This window comes from Methylotenera sp., assembly GCF_029945705.1.
Classification (GTDB): Bacteria; Pseudomonadota; Gammaproteobacteria; order Burkholderiales; family Methylophilaceae; genus Methylotenera.
In genome coordinates this window covers 42,935-60,405 of the sequence record NZ_JAQSDC010000045.1, presented here as the reverse complement: position 1 = coordinate 60,405, position 17,471 = coordinate 42,935, and the positions used below count along the sequence as shown (strand labels likewise).

General features: G+C 42.0%; 16 protein-coding genes. 9 read left to right on the top strand and 7 right to left on the bottom strand.

Going from position 1 to position 17,471, the window contains the following annotated elements; translation table 11 throughout:
- Positions 1 to 53: 53 nt before the first annotated feature.
- From hisS to ndk, 6 genes are read right to left on the bottom strand one after another with little or no spacing between them, the layout of a single operon-like run.
- Positions 54 to 1,364 (bottom strand): histidine--tRNA ligase, encoded by a 1,311-nt coding sequence (gene hisS / locus PSU78_RS09760; protein WP_300387488.1) that lies wholly within the window; start codon positions 1,362 to 1,364, stop codon positions 54 to 56.
- Positions 1,365 to 1,402: 38 nt separating this feature from the next.
- Positions 1,403 to 2,719, bottom strand: coding sequence for a flavodoxin-dependent (E)-4-hydroxy-3-methylbut-2-enyl-diphosphate synthase (gene ispG / locus PSU78_RS09755; protein WP_300387486.1), 1,317 nt, complete (start codon positions 2,717 to 2,719; stop codon positions 1,403 to 1,405).
- 3 nt (positions 2,720 to 2,722) lie between these two features.
- Complete coding sequence (locus tag PSU78_RS09750) at positions 2,723 to 3,835, bottom strand: RodZ domain-containing protein (RefSeq protein WP_300387484.1); 1,113 nt, start codon at positions 3,833 to 3,835, stop codon at positions 2,723 to 2,725.
- Between the two features lie 2 nt (positions 3,836 to 3,837).
- On the bottom strand, positions 3,838 to 4,611 hold the full coding sequence (gene pilW, locus PSU78_RS09745) for a type IV pilus biogenesis/stability protein PilW (protein WP_300387482.1): 774 nt from the start codon (positions 4,609 to 4,611) through the stop codon (positions 3,838 to 3,840).
- Positions 4,608 to 5,711, bottom strand: a complete 1,104-nt coding sequence (gene rlmN / locus PSU78_RS09740; protein WP_300387481.1) for a 23S rRNA (adenine(2503)-C(2))-methyltransferase RlmN — start codon at positions 5,709 to 5,711, stop codon at positions 4,608 to 4,610. Before rlmN ends, pilW begins: the two co-directional genes overlap by 4 nt.
- 16 nt (positions 5,712 to 5,727) lie before the next feature.
- The gene (ndk, locus tag PSU78_RS09735; protein ID WP_300387479.1) at positions 5,728 to 6,132 is read right to left on the bottom strand and encodes a nucleoside-diphosphate kinase; all 405 of its coding nucleotides are present in this window, start codon (positions 6,130 to 6,132) and stop codon (positions 5,728 to 5,730) included.
- Between the two features lie 365 nt (positions 6,133 to 6,497).
- On the opposite strand from ndk, the gene PSU78_RS09730 reads away from it, so the two are divergent.
- From PSU78_RS09730 to PSU78_RS09700, 7 genes are all read left to right on the top strand, one after another.
- Complete coding sequence (locus PSU78_RS09730) at positions 6,498 to 7,721, top strand: formylmethanofuran dehydrogenase (protein WP_300387477.1); 1,224 nt, start codon at positions 6,498 to 6,500, stop codon at positions 7,719 to 7,721.
- The gene (locus PSU78_RS09725; RefSeq protein ID WP_300387475.1) at positions 7,718 to 9,394 is read left to right on the top strand and encodes a formylmethanofuran dehydrogenase subunit A; all 1,677 of its coding nucleotides are present in this window, start codon (positions 7,718 to 7,720) and stop codon (positions 9,392 to 9,394) included. Before PSU78_RS09730 ends, PSU78_RS09725 begins: the two co-directional genes overlap by 4 nt.
- Before the next feature lie 20 nt (positions 9,395 to 9,414).
- Positions 9,415 to 10,074, top strand: a complete 660-nt coding sequence (locus PSU78_RS09720; protein ID WP_300387473.1) for a pyridoxamine 5'-phosphate oxidase family protein — start codon at positions 9,415 to 9,417, stop codon at positions 10,072 to 10,074.
- A 34-nt stretch (positions 10,075 to 10,108) separates the two neighbouring features.
- Positions 10,109 to 11,017 (top strand): formylmethanofuran--tetrahydromethanopterin N-formyltransferase, encoded by a 909-nt coding sequence (fhcD, locus tag PSU78_RS09715; RefSeq protein ID WP_300387472.1) that lies wholly within the window; start codon positions 10,109 to 10,111, stop codon positions 11,015 to 11,017.
- Positions 11,018 to 11,030: 13 nt separating this feature from the next.
- Positions 11,031 to 11,834 carry a formylmethanofuran dehydrogenase subunit C gene (locus PSU78_RS09710; protein ID WP_300387470.1) on the top strand — a complete coding sequence of 268 codons (804 nt, stop codon included), beginning with the start codon at positions 11,031 to 11,033 and terminating at the stop codon, positions 11,832 to 11,834.
- A gap of 68 nt (positions 11,835 to 11,902) precedes the next feature.
- Entirely contained in the window at positions 11,903 to 12,838 is a 936-nt protein-coding gene (locus tag PSU78_RS09705; RefSeq protein ID WP_300387468.1) for a rhodanese-related sulfurtransferase, read from the top strand.
- A 3-nt stretch (positions 12,839 to 12,841) separates the two neighbouring features.
- On the top strand, positions 12,842 to 13,510 hold the full coding sequence (locus tag PSU78_RS09700; RefSeq protein ID WP_300387466.1) for a hypothetical protein: 669 nt from the start codon (positions 12,842 to 12,844) through the stop codon (positions 13,508 to 13,510).
- A 20-nt stretch (positions 13,511 to 13,530) separates the two neighbouring features.
- On the opposite strand, the gene PSU78_RS09695 is transcribed toward PSU78_RS09700, so the two are convergent.
- Positions 13,531 to 14,781 carry an adenylate/guanylate cyclase domain-containing protein gene (locus PSU78_RS09695; protein ID WP_300387464.1) on the bottom strand — a complete coding sequence of 417 codons (1,251 nt, stop codon included), beginning with the start codon at positions 14,779 to 14,781 and terminating at the stop codon, positions 13,531 to 13,533.
- Between the two features lie 259 nt (positions 14,782 to 15,040).
- Between PSU78_RS09695 and PSU78_RS09690 the strand changes: the two genes are divergently transcribed.
- Both PSU78_RS09690 and PSU78_RS09685 read left to right on the top strand, forming a co-directional pair.
- Positions 15,041 to 15,643, top strand: a complete 603-nt coding sequence (locus tag PSU78_RS09690) for a cysteine hydrolase family protein (RefSeq protein WP_300387462.1) — start codon at positions 15,041 to 15,043, stop codon at positions 15,641 to 15,643.
- Between the two features lie 246 nt (positions 15,644 to 15,889).
- Complete coding sequence (locus tag PSU78_RS09685) at positions 15,890 to 17,410, top strand: aldehyde dehydrogenase family protein (protein ID WP_300387460.1); 1,521 nt, start codon at positions 15,890 to 15,892, stop codon at positions 17,408 to 17,410.
- The last annotated feature ends 61 nt before the right edge of the window (positions 17,411 to 17,471 follow it).

The window sequence follows — 17,471 nt, the reverse complement described above, 5'->3', positions numbered from 1 at the left end:
AATATCTAGGTGGTTATCTAAAGCTTTATCAAAGTACTTATTATTTGCAATACCTAAGCAAGCGCCACAGTTAAATGCTCAATCACTTGCTCAACACTACATTGCTGCTGCTCACCTTTTACTGTAGCTAACATAGGTTTTAGCGTCACTTGTTTGCTTGCTACTTCATCATCACCAATAATTAACGCAAACTTAGCTTGGCTTCGGTCTGCTTTTTTCATTTGCGATTTAAAACTACCGCCACCCGCATGTAATATCACTTGAACATTAGCATTACGTAATTGTTCGGCAATACTAAACGCGATCTGTTCTGCTTGCTCACCGACGTTAACTAAGTACACATCTGGTGCATCATCGGCTGTGAGGCCATACTCTTGCATTAACAAGAATACGCGCTCTAAACCAATGCCGAAGCCACATGCAGGCGTTGCATCACCACCTAATCTCTCAACCAAGGCATCATAACGCCCACCACCAGCAATCGTGCCCTGCGCGCCTAACTTAGTCGTCACCCACTCAAATACGGTGCGATTGTAGTAGTCTAAACCGCGCACTAATCGTGCATTGACTATGTAAGCCACGCCTGCGGCATCCAACAACTTACACAGACCATCAAAATGCGCACGGGTTTCATCGCCTAAAGAATCAATCAACTTTGGCGCGGCTTCACACATGGCTTGCATGCGTGGATTTTTTGTATCTAAAATGCGTAAAGGATTAGTGTGTAAGCGGCGCTTCGCATCTTCATCCAGTAAATCAGCATGTTGCTCAAAATAGGCTATCAGCACTTTGCGATACTCCAAGCGCTCTTGCGCATCGCCTATACTATTGATTTGCAACTCGACATCAGCAATCCCCAGCTCTCGCCAAAGTCTGGCTAACAATACAATTTGCTCAGCATCTACTTGTGGGCTATCAAAGCCAAAAGCTTCCACACCAATTTGGTGAAACTGGCGTTGACGGCCTTTTTGTACATTCTCATGCCTAAACATAGCACCGCTATACCAAAGCCTGACGGGGCCGTTATAAGTTAAATTGCTTTCCACAACCGCACGTACGCAGCCAGCTGTACCTTCTGGACGCAATGTTAGCTTGTCGCCATTAAGTGCATCTTCCCAAGCGTACATTTCTTTTTCAACAATATCGGTATGCTCCCCTACAGAACGCACAAATAAATCGGTAGATTCTACCAAAGGCATACGTATATTTTTATAGCCATACTGGCCCAATACGCGACGGGCTGTGTCCTCAAGCTTAAACCATAGAGGCGTTGCTTCAGGCAATATGTCGTAAAAACCTTTAATACTTTGGAATTTTGTAGCCTTAGTTTTTGTTTGCATGTTTTTTGTTGATTGATCAACCATAGTTCAATACTTTAATGACTTTTTAAATGGCTAGCTATTTAGTTAATAGCTTGAATAGGGATTGTTTTTTGCGTAGCTTTTAGTTGAGGCAGATTAAAATGCAGCTTGCCACCTTCAGCATAGTGCGTTTGTACATAATCTTCGACAATGGCTTGAAACTCTTGTGCGATGTTATCGCCTTTGAGTGTGACGGTTTTTTCGCCATCGACAAACACAGGAGCCACTGGCGTTTCACCTGTACCAGGCAAACTAATGCCAATATTGGCTAACTTTGATTCACCTGGACCATTCACTACGCAGCCCATCACAGCCACGTTCATGTTCTCAACACCTGCATACAAGCCGCGCCAGACTGGCATTTGATTACGCAAATAGCTTTGAATTTGCATGGCAAGCTCTTGAAAATACGTCGAAGTCGTGCGACCACAGCCTGGACAGGCTGTTACTAGTGGCGTGAAAGAACGTATGCCCATGGTTTGCAAAATTTCTTGCGCGACAATGACTTCTTTTGTGCGCGATTCGTTCGGTTCTGGCGTGAGTGAAACACGGATCGTATTGCCTATACCTTGCTGCAAAAGCAAAGCCAGCGCAGCAGTTGATGCAACAATACCTTTTGACCCCATGCCCGCTTCAGTCAAACCCAAGTGCAAGGGGTAATCACTACGTGTTGCCAGTTCAGCATAAACTTTCACTAAATCTTGCACATTACTCACTTTGCAAGAAATGATAATTTGATTAGGCGATAAGCCTAACTCAACGGCTTGTGCAGCACTTTCAAGCGCTGATTGAATCAACGCCTCACGCATCAATGCTTCTGAAGATAACGGCTCAGCTAACTTAGCATTATCGTCCATCATTTGCGCCATTTTAGCTTGGTCTAAACTGCCCCAGTTCACGCCAATTCTTACCGCTTTTTTATAATGTACTGCCGCTTCAATCATTGCAGCAAACTGCTCATCACGCTTAGAGCCTTTACCAACATTACCAGGGTTGATACGGTACTTGGCTAATGATTCAGCACAATCAGGATAAGCGGCAAGCAATTTATGACCATTATAATGAAAGTCACCAACCAGCGGCACATTGCAGCCCAACGCATCTAAACCGCGACGAATATTGCCGACTTGTGCAGCGGCTTCTGGCGAGTTAACCGTAATTCGAACAACCTCACTACCCGCTTGCCATAGTTCAAACACTTGCTTAATAGTGGCCTGCGCATCAGCAGTATCAGTATTAGTCATACTTTGCACAACAACAGGGCTAGCAATAGTACCAGCCAAACCACCACCTACAGGCACATGACCAATCATGACTTGTAGCGTGTTACGTGCTGATTTAAGTAAAGAAAGACTCAATGATTACTCCAAAGTTAGGCGAGCAACATTATTTTTAGTTTTATCGCTCAAATCAACATTTTGACCTAAAAAAGTAAGCTTGGTTGCTTTGGCATTGCCAATCAGCACTTTAAAAGGCGGCAAGCCGTTGAAGCCATCTTCGCTATTTGCCTGTAGCATTTTTTCATAAACCACCGCGCCAGTCTTATCTGTTACGCGTGCCCAAGTTTGCTCTGTTACCGCAATATTGACGCCTTTAATTGCAGCTATTGAACTGTCAGATTTTAGGCTAGTCTTAGCGAGCTCGGGTACTTTAACACCACTAGAAATAGTCTTTGCACTTACTGCAGTCGGTGCTGTTTTTGCTGCATTATCTTTTAATGTATTGAAATCCACAGTGGTATCTTTTGGCAACTGTAGATTTTGTGTAGTAAGCACTGAGCCATTTGCTTGCGCCTGATGCGCTTGTTCAGCTTTAGGTAACGCTGCTGCGGTGCTCTGCGCATCTTGATTTGGCGTAACTTGATTGGGCACTTCTTTAATATCACCAACCACTGGGGCTGGTGCACTCAGCGCGGCTTCGGCTTCGACAGCTTGGGCTAAACGTTCAGCTGCAGGCAGTGCAACTTCTGGCAACACGGCAACTTCTGGAGCGGCCGTTTCTGATGTTGAGCTAGCAACACTTTCAATTTCTTGCTGTGCTGGTTTTTGCATGTAATTCATGTAGTAAAACCAAGCAGCCACAGCAATTAGAACTAAACTACTCAGCACCATATATTTTGGTAGAGCAGAGCCCTCTTTACCTGGCATTACTTGGTTCATAGATGTTTTTACACTTAGCGTAGTGGGCGAAGCGTCTGGCATACGCGCACGATAGCTCGCCAACAAAGGCTCGGCATCTAATTCCAAAAAACGCGCATAATTACGTATAAAGCCGCGGGTAATCATTGCTGGAGGCAAACTAGAGAAATTATCACTCTCTAAAGCTTCAATTTGCTTAATACTTAAACGCAAATTATTAGATACGTCTTTTAATGCTAACTTTTTGGCATTCCTTACCTCAAAAAAGACCTCGCCCAGTGGCGCAAAACCTATCACTTCTGTCTCTGCAAGATTTACTATACCTTCATCAGCCATGGTTACTTTCCACTCTCTAACAACTTAGCTTGTTCAGAATCTGGATACTGGCGCCTTAATTGCAAAGCATAACTAGCTTCGGCATCTTTTCCACCAACTACACGCTCGACCTGAATGCCCAACCATAAAACCTCTGGGCTTGGTCGACTTAACATCACATTTTGTAAAGTTTTTTTAGCTGCAACCGCATCATTACGTTTAAATTGTAGTAATGCCAGCTGATAGGCCGCAACCTGCGAAAGTGGCTCAATTTGCAAAGCTTGTTGCAAGTAATTTTCAGCTCCTGCCATATTCTTTTTGCGCATAGAACAAATAGCTGCATTGGTATAAGCCATTGCTGGCGTGGCATATAGAGGATTTTTAACCGCAGCTAAAAACTCAGGGATAGATTCATCCACTCTGTTTCTAGCACACAAAAAACTGCCATAATTGTTATGCGCTTCAGAGTTTGATGGTTCTAACTGAATTGATTTTCTAAAATTCGCATCGGCAACATCATCTTTACCAAGCTCAGCATTCACTAAGCCCAGACCATTGTATGCTGAAGCAAAACTTGGATCTATTTTGATCGCACTGTTAAATTCCTCTAGTGCAATTTCCAATTGTTTTTGCTGAAAATACACCGCACCCAAATCAGTGTGTGCGCGTGCGCGAGATTTTGTGTTCTCATTGTCTTTTTCTTGCTGCTGCTGATTAGCGCAGCCCGCACTAAACGAACCAATCACCAACAAGGTAAACAATAATTTTAAAGCACTTAACTTCATCTCTGGTCTCATTCAACAACCTCAATTGGAATTCTGTTTGCTGTACGTTTGGTTTTATCCAATACTTTGCCAGCTAGCTGACCACAAGCTGCATCAATATCCTCACCGCGGGTTTTACGCACGGTCACAACGTAACCAGCCTGCATGAGAATATCGCGAAATACTCGAATATGGCTAGCCTTAGAAGTGTCGTAGCCACTATTTGGAAACGGATTAAACGGGATTAAATTGAATTTGCAAGACACATTTCTTACCAAATCTAGCAACTGATGCGCATGTTCTACCGTATCGTTTACGCCATCCAACATCACGTATTCAAACGTAACAAAATCACGTGGTGCTTTTTCTAAATAGCGATTACATGCTGCCATTAACTCTTTAAGTGGATATTTTTTATTGATAGGCACAATGACATCGCGCAACGCATCGTTAGGCGCGTGCAAGGAAACGGCAAGGGCCACAGGGCAATCCTCCTTTAGCCTGTCCATCGCTGGCACCATACCACTGGTGGACAGCGTTACACGGCGGCGGCTTAAGCCATAAGCATTATCATCCAACATGATTTGCATGGCGGTGACTACGTTATCGTAGTTTGCCAATGGCTCGCCCATGCCCATCATCACTACATTACTAATGATACGATCATTTGCCGAAAGCAAATCGTATCCACTTTCTTGCCTCAGCGACTGGTTAGCAATGGCCAGCTGACCAATAATCTCTGAAACACTTAAATTTCGGTTAAAGCCTTGACGGCCTGTACTACAAAACGTGCATTCAAGTGCGCAACCTACTTGGCTTGAAATGCACAAAGTACCGCGATCATCCTCAGGGATAAACACGGTTTCAATGCTATTAGCTGTGTCAGTACCAATCAACCACTTACGCGTACCGTCATTAGACACTTGCTCTAACTGCACAGTTGGCAAAGTGATTTCGGCTTCTACAACCAACTTTTCACGTAATACTTTGGCAATATCAGTCATCTGCTCAAAATCATGCACCCCAAAATGATGCATCCAACGCATTAACTGCTTGGCACGAAAAGGCTTCTCGCCTTGTTCTGCGAACCATTGCGCCAGTTGTGGCTGATTGAAATTGAGCAAATTGATCAAAATTGTTTTTACCTAATTAACCAAAAAAGTATTTGATTTCAATTGCAGCATTCTCTGCTGAATCTGAACCATGAACTGCATTAGCATCAATGCTTTCTGCGAAATCAGCACGAATAGTACCTGCAGCCGCTTCTTTTGGGTTAGTAGCACCCATTAAGTCACGGTTAACTTGAACAGCGTTTTCGCCTTCAAGCGCTTGAATCATCACTGGGCCTGAAATCATGAATTTTACTAAATCGGCAAAGAATGGACGCGCAGCGTGAACTGCATAGAAACCTTCAGCTTGCGCTTGAGTTAATTGAGCCATTTTCGCTTCAACAATTTTTAAACCTGCGTTTTCAAAACGCGTAAGAATTTTACCGATTACATTTTTTGCCACTGCATCAGGTTTGATGATAGAAAGCGTGCGTTGAACAGCCATAACAACTCCATTAAATTAACTTATTGAAAAGAACGATAAAATACCATTTTTAGCACTTTAAATAAACCACCATTTAATCATTCATGTCATCTTTTTATAAAGCATTAATCTGCTTTAGGGTAATCATTGATTATTTAAGGATAGAAGCATGCATAGCCACTATGAAATTTAATAAAATCAAGGACAACTAAATAATTGCTAATCCCTGACTCCGCTTCGCTTCATTAAAGACTACTCGTGCTAAATTGCGAAAGAAGCGCTGGGCATTCGTCATATTACTTTTCATGTTAACTTTAAAAACAAACTTATATTTACATGCTTAATTGTTGTTTCAATTTTGTAACAATGTGGCAGAATGATAGTTAATGAAACCATCAATCAATACAACTTTACCAATCACGCATTGCTGCCCCGCTTGTGGTTTGCTGTGCGATGATTTGGTATTAAATTCAAACTCTCCCGTAAGCATCAACAATGCTTGCGTTAAAGGGATTAGCTTTTTTGAAAAAGCTTTTTCTGAAAGCTACGCTAAGCCTAGCGTAGCAGGGAAACCTACCGATTTAAACAGTGCAATTCAAGCTGCTGCTAACATTCTAAGTAAAGCGAATCATCCACTGTTTGCGGGCTTAGGCACGGAAGTACAGGGCATGCGCTCAACCATGCGCTTGGCAGAAAAAACTAGTGCCACGCTAGACCATATGCACTCCGAAGGCACTGTGCGCAACACTTTAGCGATGCAAAATAGCGGTTGGCAAACGACAACGCTTACTGAAATTAAAAATCGTGCTGATGTGATTTTGGCAATTGGCACTGATATTGTAAGCAGTTACCCACGTTTTTTTGAGAAATTAGTTTGGAATACCAACACTTTATTCAATAAGCCTAAGCCTGAAGTCATGTATTTAGGCCTTGCTGAAGAAACTGTGAAGCTACCTGAAATCATGAGCGCACTAAATGCGCTGATGAATGCTAAGAACCCACTGAATAAAAAGCCTGATAATGACTTGATTGGCGGCGTAACAATCGCGTCACTTAAACAGATTCTAGAAAAATTAAAAACCGCCAAATATGGCGTAGTCGTATGGTCAGCTAGTGCCTTAAAGTTTCCACAGGCTGAACTCACCGTTCAAAGCATTACCCAACTCATTTCTAAATTGAATGAAACTAATCGCGTCGCAGGCTTACCGCTCAACTCTGGCGATGGCGACTCTAGCGTTAACAATACTAGCACTTGGCTATCAGGCTACCCTACTAGAAATCGCTTCGTGAATGGTCACCCTGAGTATGACGCTTATCATTTTTCTACAAAGAATCAACTTAACCGTTGCGATGCGTTGTTGTGGATTAGTACGTTTAATGCGTATCAGCCACCTACTTGTGACGCACCAACCATTGTAATCGGCCATCCTGATATGCAGTTTGAAAAGCAGCCTGATGTGTTTATTCCAGTAGGCATCCCTGGGGTTGACCACACTGGCACTATGTTTAGAATGGATAGCTCCGTTGCTATGCCGCTTAAAAAATTACGCAATAGTGAGCTTCTAAGTTTAAGTGACGTCATCAGCCAAATCGAGGCGAAACTTGCATGATTACCCTTCTTAAAAACGGCAGAATTTACGATCCAACCTCAGGCAAAGATGGTGTGGTTCAAGATATTTATATCAAAAATGGTCGGATTATTGCCAAGCCTAGCGCTACTGAAAAAATCACACAAACTTACGACTTAACTGGCAAAGTAGTGATGGCGGGCGCAATTGATATGCATAGCCATATTGGTGGCGGCAAGGTCAACATTGCTCGCATGATGTTGCCAGAATATCAAGAAACTAAAAAGTACACTGAGCCTGAAGCGCACATTTGCACGCCGAGTTGCAGCCATAATGCTACACCTAGCGCGACCGATACAGGTTTCCGCTACATAGAAATGGGTTACACCGCCGCTTTTGAGCCCGCGCTCATGCCTGTGAATGCACGCCAAACGCATCTAGAAATGGCCGATACGCCAATGATAGACAAAGGCGGTTATGCCATGCTGGGTAATGATGATTACTTTTTACGCATGTTGACGGCAAAAAAAGATCAAAAAGCGATTAATGATTATGTAGCATGGATATTGCATGCTACACAATCCATCGGCATTAAGGTGGTGAATCCGGGTGGCATTAACGCATTCAAGTTCAATCAGCGCAGATTAGATTTAGACGAAAATAATAGCCACTACCAAGTTACGCCACGTGAAATATTAAAAAGCTTAAGTACCGCTGTGCATCAACTTGGCATTGCCAAGCCTTTACATGTGCATTGCAATAATTTAGGCGCGGCTGGTAACTTCCAAACCACGCTAGACACCATGAGCGCATCTGATGGCGTACCAATGCATCTTACGCATATTCAGTTTCATAGTTATGGCACAGAAGGCGATAAAAAGTTTTCATCCGCCGCGGCACAAATCTCAGAAGCATTAAATAAAAACAAACATATCACTGCCGATGTGGGTCAGATTTTATTTGGTCAAACTGTGACCGCATCAGGTGATAATATGATGCAGCAATTGAATGCAAAACATGCCAACCCAAAAAAATCCGTCATTATGGATATTGAATGTGATGCCGGTTGTGGCGTGGTGCCATTTAGATACAAAGATCAAAACTACGTCAACGCTTTGCAATGGGCAATTGGACTAGAAATATTCTTATCAGTCGAAGACCCTTGGCGCATTTTCTTAACCACTGACCATCCAAACGGCGCGCCATTTACTAGCTATCCGCATTTGATTCGTTTATTAATGGATAAAACCTTTAGAAACGAAGCCTTTGCCAAACTGAATTTAGACGCACAAGCTATGAGTAATTTAACTTCGCTAGACCGCGAATACAGCTTATACGAAATTGCCATTATGACGCGTGCAGGTGCAGCCAACCTCATCGGCTTGAACGACCGCGGACACTTAGGAATTGGTGCAGGTGCAGACATTACGGTTTACACAGATCAAACCGACCGTGAAGCAATGTTCGCAAAACCTGATTATGTATTCAAAGATGGTGAGTTAGTCGTAAAAGACGGTAAAGTGGTTAAAGTCGTTTGGGGCGCAACACATACCGCCAAACCTTCTTTCGACATTGCTGTAGAAAAAGATTTAAAAGACTATTTTGACAAATATCACACGATGCAATTAGATAGTTTTAAGATAAATGATGATGAAATCAGTAATGATGGACGCGGTAGCATTATTGTCCATGAAAATAAAAAAGCCTCTCACTAATTTTAAAACGAGAAACCAAAATGAGTAGATTGTATGGAGAACAACACCGCAAACTGCAAGATGAGTTTGGCACACGAGGCATGGCTGACCGTGTAGAAGAACTGGTTTGCAGAACTGAGTTTGATGAGGGTGCTAAAGGCTTTATTTCTAGCGTCAATATGTTCTTTTTATCTTCTATTGACCATCAAGGTCGCCCAACCACATCATACAAAGGTGGTGATGCTGGCTTTGTAAAAGTACTCGATGAGACTACTTTGATATTTCCAAGTTACGATGGTAACGGCATGTTTTTCTCTATGGGAAACATCACTACAAATCAAAATGTTGGTTTACTATTTATCTCTTTTGAAACACCAAATCGCTTACGCGTGCAAGGCACTGCGAGCATTTCAAAAGACCCTGCATTGATGGCACACTACAAAGAAGCTGATTTTGTTGTCACAGTAAAGTTATCTGAACTTTGGCAAAATTGCCCAAGATATATCCCAAAAATGGAAAAAGTACGCGATTCTCGCTACGTACCTCGCGAACATTGTGAAACGCCATTAGCAGGCTGGAAACAGTTAGATTTAGTACAAGATATTTTGCCTGAAACCGATGCTATGAAAGCCAAAGAAATTGGCATTATTCCTATTGAAGAATGGGTGGGTAAGATTATTTCAGGCGCCCCTGATGCTTAACCAATTAGACGCTTAATTATTTAATAGATAACTCATGATTATTAACGGTGTACAAATAGATGAAACCTTTGCTGAAGCATTTAACATGCGCGGCACACGTGTAATCATCACGGCTCAAAACCTAAAATGGGCATATCATGCTGCGAACGCAATGACAGGCTTTGCAACCTCAGTGATTGGTTGCGGTGTAGAAGCTGGTATTGAACGTGAAATGACCGAAGATGAAACGCCAGATGGCAGACCGGGCGTGAGCATTTTAATGTTCGCTATGGGCAGTAAAGTATTGATGCAGCAACTTGAAACGCGCATGGGACAATGCATACTCACCTGCCCCACTGCCGCAGCGTTCTCTGGTATCGATAGCGATGAAAAAATCAATCTAGGTAAAAATTTACGCTTTTTTGGTGATGGTTACCAAACCTCTAAGTTGATTTCCGCCAAACGCTACTGGCGTGTGCCAGTCATGGATGGCGAATTTTTATGCGAAGAAACTACAGGTATGGTGCGCGCAATTGGCGGTGGCAATTTCTTGATTTTAGCCACCTCTCAGCCTGCAGCACTTGCAGCAGCTGAAGCGGCTATCACTGCGATGAAAAAAATCCCTAACGTGATTATGCCTTTCCCTGGTGGCGTTGTGCGCTCAGGCTCTAAAGTGGGTAGCAAATACAAAACCATGTTTGCCTCAACCAACGATGCATTTTGCCCAACGCTAAAAGGCGCCACCAATACAGAGTTATCGCCTGAAATCGAAAGCGTGATGGAAATCGTGATTGATGGCATTGGCTTTGATGATATTGCCGAATCAATGCGCGTTGGCATACAAGCCATTTGTGATTTAGGTGAGTCAAGTGGTGTGAAACGCATCTCGGCTGGTAATTACGGTGGGAAATTAGGCCCTCATCATTTTAAATTGCACGAAATTATGAGTGGCCATAAGTTATGATGAGACCCGCCAAATGACACAACTTACATTCACACTTAAACAACCATTAGCGCACTCACTCGATTGCGCGCAGTTAACACCTGATCTTTTAAAAGGGTTGAACATCAGCCAAATAGGTGCAATTTCATTACACAATCAACGCGTTTCTGATTTATTTGAAATTACTGGCGACGATACTGAAAACATTATATTCAAAAATAGTAGCCAGTACTTTGATAATGTCGGCAAGAACATGACCTTCGGTAGTATCACTTTAGAGGGTGACGCTGGCGCATATTTAGGTTTCGGTTTAAAAAATGCAACCATACACTGCAAAGGCAACACACAAGCTTTTGCTGCATGCAACATGGTAAGCGGCTTGCTCAAAATAGAGGGTAATACAGGTGATTTTCTAGGTGGCGCTTCTTCAGGCCTACGCAAAGGTATGCGTGGCGGTACGGTCATTGTTAAAGGCAACGCTGGCGACCGCGTGGGCGACCAAATGCGTCGGGGCTTGATTCTAATTGAAGGCAATGTGGGTGACTACTGCGCCAGCCGTATGATCGCTGGCACCATAGGCGTACTAGGTAGCGTTGGTGAATATGCCTGCTTTAATATGAAGCGAGGCACTTTATTGCTGGCCAAGCTACCTAAATTACATGCAACGATACAAGACTGCGGTACCCATACTTTGCCATTTTTAAACTTAATGTTTAAATCTTTCAAACCGTTCAAAACACAATTTTCTAATATTGAAACTAAACGCGTACAGCGTTTTGTCGGTGATGCTGCCTGTAGTGGCAACGGTGAGATTTTATTAGTTTCTCACTCGTCTTAATGCACATTTAAGTAATTTTACGGTCTGATGATAAAATACTGTTTTATTACAGTTCATTATCAAAAAAAATGTCTAAGTATTTAACCGCCGCGCTTTATAAGTTTGTCAGTTTGCCTAATTACAAATCTTTGCAATCGCCAATTCTAGAAGCCTGTATCAGCAACAACATAAAAGGTACGCTACTTCTTGCTGAAGAAGGCATTAATGGCACGATTGCTGGCTTGCCACAAGACATACACAACTTGCTAGATTTTTTGCGTTCTGATGCAATTTTCGAAAATCATTTTGTCGATTTAGAGCATAAAGAATCATTTGCTAGCGAGCATCCGTTTTACCGCATGAAGGTTAAACTCAAAAAGGAAATTGTCACGCTTGGCGTACCTGGCGTGAGCCCAACCAAAAAAGTTGGTACTTACGTTAAGCCTGAAGATTGGAATGCTCTGATTTCTGATCCTGATGTGATTTTGATTGATACACGCAATGATTACGAGGTCGATATTGGCACATTTAAGGGTGCAATTGATCCAAGAACTACGACTTTCCGCGAATTTCCAGAATACGTTACCGAGCATTTTGACAAAACAAAACATAAAAAAGTCGCTATGTTTTGCACAGGTGGAATTCGTTGCGAAAAAGCTTCTTCATATATGATGGATCAAGGTTTTGAAGAAGTGTATCACCTGCAAGGCGGCATACTTAAATACTTAGAAACCGTGCCAGAAGCTGAAAGTATGTGGGAAGGTGAATGCTTTGTCTTTGATCAGCGCGTGGCCGTTAAGCACAACTTAGAAGTAGGTGAGTTTGACCAATGTTACGCCTGCCGCCATCCGCTATCACCAGCTGAAATGCAAAGCACACAATATACTGCTGGCATCTCTTGTCCATATTGCTACGACAAGTTAACTGAAGAAAAAAAGGCTAGTCTGACAGAGCGGCAAAAACAAGTGATTCTCGCCAAACAACGAGGCCAAATGCATATTGGTGAAAAGCAGAAAAACAACTAACGAATGAATCTATCTCACGAGAAAGAGGCTATACGCGCATATTTAAAGCTTCTACAGGCTAAAGGCGCAACAACCAATGTGCTTTATAAGCATTCTTTATTTTTAGATAAACTTGCCGAATCACTTGCAAATAAGCCGCTTGAGTCGATAATTTATAGCAAAATAATCGACAGTGTGTTGAAAACAATTCCAGCAGAGGACTGGCATACCAACCTCAATACCGCGCGTGAATTTTATCCATTTTGGATGAACGACATTAAAGCCATTGCTGCCTTTAATTTAAACTATGGTTTTGATGTTTCCGTCATTCAATGGAAACCAATAGCCACCTCATTAAAAACATTAATTGATAGCTTAGCAACGGAAAGTTTCGATACTGCTGAAAACTGGCCGTTAAAGGCTTATGCACAAGCTATGCGCGATCAGGGCGCAGAACAATCACTGGTAGATACGCGCATCAAGCTCGCTCAAATTATAGTGATTCGCTTGCGTGATGCACCAATAAAAAATCATAAGTCTTACCGTACTGCGGCTGAATTAACGTTACCACTCTTTAAAATGGTAGAAGCTAAACAACTGTTTTTATTGGTAGTACGAGAGTTTTATAACTTTTGGACAGGTAATCCAAATGCGGCAAGCATGTTGCTAAATGAAGACTCTAACTATAACTAACGCCTGCAATAGCGATTCAGCTAACTAGACTTTCGCGCAAGTAGAATGTAAGTTTCAACCCAACCCTTACCTTTCACATCTACATTTGCTTTTTCTGAAAAAACATAATCATCTTTTATCAACGCTTGTGTTTCACGCGTTACTTGTATGCAGTTAGGTTTACAAGTACTTTCCATTCGGCTGGCTAAATTCACGGTATCGCCCCATAAATCATAACTAAACTTAGTGCTGCCAATCACACCTGCTACCACAGGGCCCGTATGAATACCAATGCGCATATTCAAATCTATGCCAGTTTTAACTGCTACTTCCTGTAGCACGACCTTCATGTCAAATGCCATTTCGGCAATCCGAGTCACATGATCTGCATGCATGACAGGCGCGCCAGAAACAACCATATAGGCATCGCCGATTGTCTTGATTTTCTCGACTTGATATTTTTCTGCCAGTTGGTCAAACTTTAGAAATACCTGTGATAGCAAATCAATTAATTGTAAAGCAGGCATTTTTTCTGAAATCTGCGTGAAATTAACTAAATCCGCAAACATGACAGTCACAGATTCATAATGATCAGCAATACGCATATCATTAGCTTTTAGCCGCTCAGCAATAGCTGCGGGAAGAATGTTGAGTAGTAGTTTTTCTGACCTTGCCTGCTCTAACTCTAAGGAAATCATAGCGCGTTCTTTTTGTGCCTGAAAATAACGCAGCACTCCATACAATATTGATGCCGTACCTGTAATATTCATCAGGAAAAATGCATCTTTCACTGTGGTTGGAATAGGCATGGCGTTGCCAGCGAAATAATGATTTAACTTCCATGAAATAAAAGCTAAGCCTATAAAAAGTAAAAACCAAGGTGTTGATTGACGCGTACCTAAAATCATTAATGCACCCACAGGTGATAATATCGCCCATATCGCCACACCACTAGAGGCGGCAAAACCACCAATTGCCCATTGCATGACAAAAGGCATGACCAATAGCATAACTAATTGTGTAAACGTAAAGTATTCAAAGCGCTTAAGGCGGTAGAACAAAAAGAGGCTAAGGTATGATATGACAAGGTATACATAGGGCACAGCAGCAATAATGGCGTAACCTTCACCTAGGCTTGATAAGGTAAATATCCAGAAAATACAAACAATACTCTCTGCAATCACCAGTAACGACATAATCGATCTGCCAAGTGACTCAGGCGTAGGCGCGGAGAATCTGCGCCAAAATTCTCGCGTTAATACAGATGGAGCCGCAACTAAAATATCGGTCATATTTGGATGGCGTTTTTTCTATTTTTAATCAGAGTATACCAATATACTACAGCTCAACTACTATAGCTCAAGATGAGGTCTATTTCTAGACTACTGTAGTAATTAAGATACCGTCTTAGCTTATCAATTATCTTTAAATTCAGCAGCTTAAATCACGGGAACTTGCATATCGGCGCATCAATAAACGAGCGCATGGCACTTTTAGCCTTTCTGCAAGTCTCTTAACGTTAATAACGTTTCATTCCTCATGGAGTTTACTATGGTCACAGCGTCACAAACTTTACGCGATATTACCGGTATGGGTTACCAGTCAGCCGATTTAAAAGATTCAGCCCTGATTTTAATTGATATTCAAAACACCTATCGACGTGGCTTAATGCAACTCACCAATGTAGAGCCAGCAATTCTTGAAGCACAAAAATTACTTAAGTTAGCACGTGATCTTAAAATTCCAGTCATCCATATTCAACATGATGCTGGAGCAGGTTCGCCTTACGACATTTCTGCTGATATAGGCGCAATTGCTACCGAAGTTGCGCCGATTGCTGGGGAAAAAGTCATTGTTAAAAATTACCCTAATGCGTTTGTAGAAACCACCTTAGATGCTGAGCTCAAAACACTTAATATTAAAAATATCGTATTAGCTGGCTTTATGACGCATATGTGCGTGAACTCAACAGCTCACGGTGCATTTAATTTAGGTTATGCATCCACCATTGTTGCCAGTGCGACTGCAACTCGCCCATTGTTGAGTACAAATGGAAAGGTCTTAAGCGCTGACGAGGTGCATCTTGGCGCGCTTGCCTCTACGCGAGACTTATATGCAGTGGTGGTAGATGACATTAATGGATTAAGAAAATAATCTCATTAATATAATTTATATAATATATAAGACATATAAAAAATATTTACAAATCTGTAACATTTTGCTTGATTTGCTAGCCTCTAAGGTTTATTGTTTAGTTCGCACTTACCTTTCAAACCCTTTATTTATAAGGGTTTTTCGTGGATTAAGTTAAGTTTTAGACATAATAAAAATAGTAACAAAGCAATGCGGTTTGTCAGATAGAAATACTATATTAACTACAGCAAAACTAGAGGAGTCAGCATGAGTTTAGATATATTAAAAGGTATGGGCGTAAATATTCCCTATAAAGCAAAGTACGACAATTACATTGGTGGAAAATGGGTTGCTCCTGTAAAAGGTCAATATTTTGATGTAATTTCGCCCATTACTGGCAAGAGCTATACGCAAGTAGCACGCTCTAGTGCCGAAGATGTAGAGCTAGCTTTAGATGCTGCACACGCAGCAGCAGATGCTTGGGGTACAAAATCGACGACTGAACGCTCAAACATTTTGCTTAAAATTGCTGACCGCATTGAAGCTAACCTTGAATTAATTGCAACGGCTGAAACCATTGATAATGGCAAGCCTATTCGCGAAACAATGAATGCTGACATTCCATTAACCGTTGACCACTTTCGCTACTTTGCTGGTGCGATTCGTGCGCAGGAAGGCGGTATTAGTGAAGTTGACAATGATACGGTTGCCTACCACTTTCATGAACCATTAGGTGTTGTAGGTCAAATTATTCCTTGGAACTTCCCTATTCTAATGGCGGCTTGGAAACTAGCGCCAGCTTTAGCTGCAGGTAACTGTATTGTATTAAAACCAGCAGAATTTACGCCTATCAGCATTTTAATTTTGATGGAAGTGATTGGCGATTTATTACCACCTGGCACTGTGAATATTGTGAATGGTTATGGCCGTGAAGTTGGTGCTCCGCTAGCTAATAGCAAGCGTATTGCCAAAATTGGCTTTACAGGCTCTACCGCGACAGGCCGAACAATTGCAACCGCTGCAGCGAGCAACTTAATTCCTGCAACACTAGAGTTAGGTGGCAAATCACCTAATATCTTCTTTGCCGATATTATGGATGAAGATGATGCATTCTTTGATAAAGCCATTGAAGGTTTAGTATTGTTTGCCTTTAACCAAGGTGAAGTTTGTACATGCCCTTCACGTGCAATTATTCAAGAATCAATTTACGATAAATTTATTGCACGCGTCTTAGAACGTGTAAAAGCCATTAAACAAGGCAGCCCGTTAGATTCAAGTACCATGCTTGGCGCACAAGCATCAGAAGACCAAATGAACAAAATCATGAATTACATTGATATTGGTAAACAAGAAGGTGCTGAGGTATTAATTGGCGGTAACCGCAACGTGTTAACAGGTGATTTAGCTGGAGGCTATTACATTGAGCCTACTTTGCTTAAAGGCCATAACAAAATGCGCGTATTCCAAGAAGAAATTTTTGGCCCAGTGCTTGCTGTGACAACCTTTAAAGATGAAGCTGAAGCGTTAGCGATTGCTAACGATACAATCTTTGGCCTTGGTGCTGGCGTTTGGACTCGCAATGGCACAGTGGCCTACAGAATGGGACGCGGTATTAAAGCTGGTCGTGTTTGGACAAATTGCTACCACGCGTATCCAGCGCATGCTGCATTTGGTGGTTATAAAGAGTCAGGTATTGGTCGTGAAAATCACAAAATGATGTTAGACCATTACCAACAAACTAAATGCTTGTTAGTCAGCTATAACCCTAATAAATTAGGCTTCTTCTAGTTTAATTGCTTGTCACTTTAGTACAATAAAGGGCGAGTTTACTCGCCCTTTATTATTTTTT